This window comes from Microcoleus sp. LAD1_D5 (genome assembly GCF_036702115.1).
Taxonomy (GTDB): domain Bacteria; phylum Cyanobacteriota; class Cyanobacteriia; order Cyanobacteriales; family Microcoleaceae; genus Microcoleus.
This window is the reverse complement of record NZ_JAUBSA010000145.1, coordinates 2,501-5,251: the sequence shown is the minus strand read 5'-3', so window position 1 is coordinate 5,251 and position 2,751 is coordinate 2,501. Positions and strand designations below refer to the sequence as shown.

Here is a 2,751-nt window from a genome sequence, read left to right as displayed (position 1 = left end):
GGCGCCAAAGAAAAACGCCGCCCTTTTGGGGCGGCGTTTTAGGGATAAAAACCCTGGCGATGACCTACTCTTGCATGGCTTAGGCCACACTACCATTGGCGCAGCTGCGTTTCACTTCCGAGTTCGGGATGGGATCGGGTGGTGCCACAGCGCTATGGTCGCCAGGGAGAGGGTGGAGGGTCGCAGTGGCTGGGTCCAAACAACGGACGCAGTTATGCGCACACGCTCTCAAAGGGGGGACGTAGCGAACATTTTTTGGCGTTACTGGCATCGACAACGTGTTGTCGAGGGTAAGGCGTCTTGAGGTTATATGATCAAGCCTCACGGATCATTAGTATCAGTTAGCTCAACGCATTGCTGCGCTTACACACCTGACCTATCAACCACCTAGTCTTGATGGTTCCTTTAGGGGACTTGAAGTCCCGGGAGATCTCATCTTGAGGCACGCTTCCCGCTTAGATGCTTTCAGCGGTTATCGTTTCCGACCATAGCTACCCGGCAATGCCATTGGCATGACAACCGGAACACCAGGGGGTCGTCCACTCCGGTCCTCTCGTACTAGGAGCAGCCCCTCTCAAATCTCCAACGCCCACGACAGATAGGGACCGAACTGTCTCACGACGTTCTGAACCCAGCTCGCGTACCACTTTAAATGGCGAACAGCCATACCCTTGGGACCGACTACAGCCCCAGGATGTGATGAGCCGACATCGAGGTGCCAAACACCGCCGTCGATATGAACTCTTGGGCGGTATCAGCCTGTTATCCCCGGAGTACCTTTTATCCGTTGAGCGATGGCCCTTCCATACAGAACCACCGGATCACTAAGACCTACTTTCGTACCTGCTTGATCCGTCGATCTTGCAGTCAAGCACGCTTATGCCTTTGCACACAGTGCGCGATGTCCGACCGCGCTGAGCGTACCTTCGTGCTCCTCCGTTACTCTTTGGGAGGAGACCGCCCCAGTCAAACTACCCACCATACATGGTCCCCGGCCCGGATAACGGGCCCAGGTTAGAACGTCAAGCACATCAGGGTGGTATTTCAAGGATGGCTCCATGCGATCTAGCGACCACACTTCATAGCCTCCCACCTATCCTACACAGACGAACTCAACGTTCAATGTAAAGCTATAGTAAAGGTTCACGGGGTCTTTCCGTCTTGCCGCGGGAACGCTGCATCTTCACAGCGATTTCAATTTCACTGAGTCTTGGGTGGAGACAGCGCCGCTGTCGTTACGCCATTCGTGCAGGTCGGAACTTACCCGACAAGGAATTTCGCTACCTTAGGACCGTTATAGTTACGGCCGCCGTTTACCGGGGCTTCGATCAAGAGCTTCGCCTTGCGGCTAACCCCATCAATTAACCTTCCGGCACCGGGCAGGCGTCACACCCTATACGTCCACTTTCGTGTTTGCAGAGTGCTGTGTTTTTGATAAACAGTCGCAGCGGCCTGGTTTCTGCGGCCCTGACAGGCTCAGCTACGCATGTAGCCACCTATCAAGGCGCACCTTCTCCCGAAGTTACGGTGCCATGTTGCCTAGTTCCTTCACCCAAGTTCTCTCAAGCGCCTGAGAATTCTCATCCTGCCCACCTGTGTCGGTTTACGGTACGGTCTGCGTGACCTGAAGCTTAGAGGCTTTTCCTGGAAGCGTGGTATCAGTGACTTCGTCCGATAGGACTCGTCTCGGTGCTCGGCATAAAGAGACGCGGATTTGCCTACGTCTCATGCCTACCTCCTTTCCCCGGGACAACCAACGCCCGGTACACCTAACCTTCTCCGTCCCCCCATCGCAGTCACGCGAGGTGCTGGAATATTAACCAGCTTCCCATCGACTACACCTTTCGGTCTCGCCTTAGGGGCCGACTCACCCTGCACCGATTAACGTTGTGCAAGGAAACCTTGGGCTTTCGGCGTGCGGGTTTTTCACCCGCATTATCGTTACTTATGTCAGCATTCGCACTTCCGATACCTCCAGCAGACTTTCCAATCCACCTTCAACGGCTTACGGAACGCTCCTCTACCGCGTACACCCGAAGGTGTACACCCCAAGCTTCGGTATACCGCTTAGCCCCGTTAAATCTTCCGCGCAGGCCGACTCGACCAGTGAGCTATTACGCTTTCTTTAAAGGATGGCTGCTTCTAAGCCAACCTCCTGGCTGTCTGTGCCTTCCCACATCGTTTTCCACTGAGCGGTAATTTGGGGACCTTAGCTGTGGGTCTGGGTTGTTTCCCTTTTCACGACGGACGTTAGCACCCGCCGTGTGTCTCCCGCATAGTCTGTCTTGGTATTCGGAGTTTGCCATGGTTTGGTAAGTCACAATGACCCCCTAGCCATAACAGTGCTCTACCCCCAAGAAGATTCGTGCGAGGCGCTACCTAAATAGCTTTCGAGGAGAACCAGCTATCTCCGGGTTCGATTAGCTTTTCACTCCTAGCCACACCTCATCCCCTACTTTTGCAACAGGAGTGGGTTCGGGCCTCCAGTCGGTGTTACCCGACCTTCACCCTGGGCATGGCTAGATCACCCGGTTTCGGGTCTATTGCCTGCAACTATGCGCCCTATTCAGACTCGGTTTCCCTTCGCCTCCCCTATACGGTTAAGCTTGCTACAGACAATAAGTCGCTGACCCATTATACAAAAGGTACGCAGTCACCGAACAAGTCGGCTCCCACTGCTTGTACGCACACGGTTTCAGGTTCTATTTCACTCCCCTCGCCGGGGTTCTTTTCGCCTTTCCCTCACGGTAC

The 2,751-nt window shown here is 54.6% G+C and carries 2 rRNA genes (1 of these 2 running past the window's edge); both read right to left on the bottom strand.

The annotated features are described in order from the left end of the window. Positions 1–51: 51 nt before the first annotated feature. Positions 52–166 (bottom strand): 5S ribosomal RNA (rrf, locus tag QUA70_RS27860). Positions 167–310: 144 nt separating this feature from the next. Continuing rightward, positions 311–2,751: ribosomal RNA gene (locus QUA70_RS27855) — 23S ribosomal RNA — on the bottom strand; it runs 443 nt beyond the window's last position.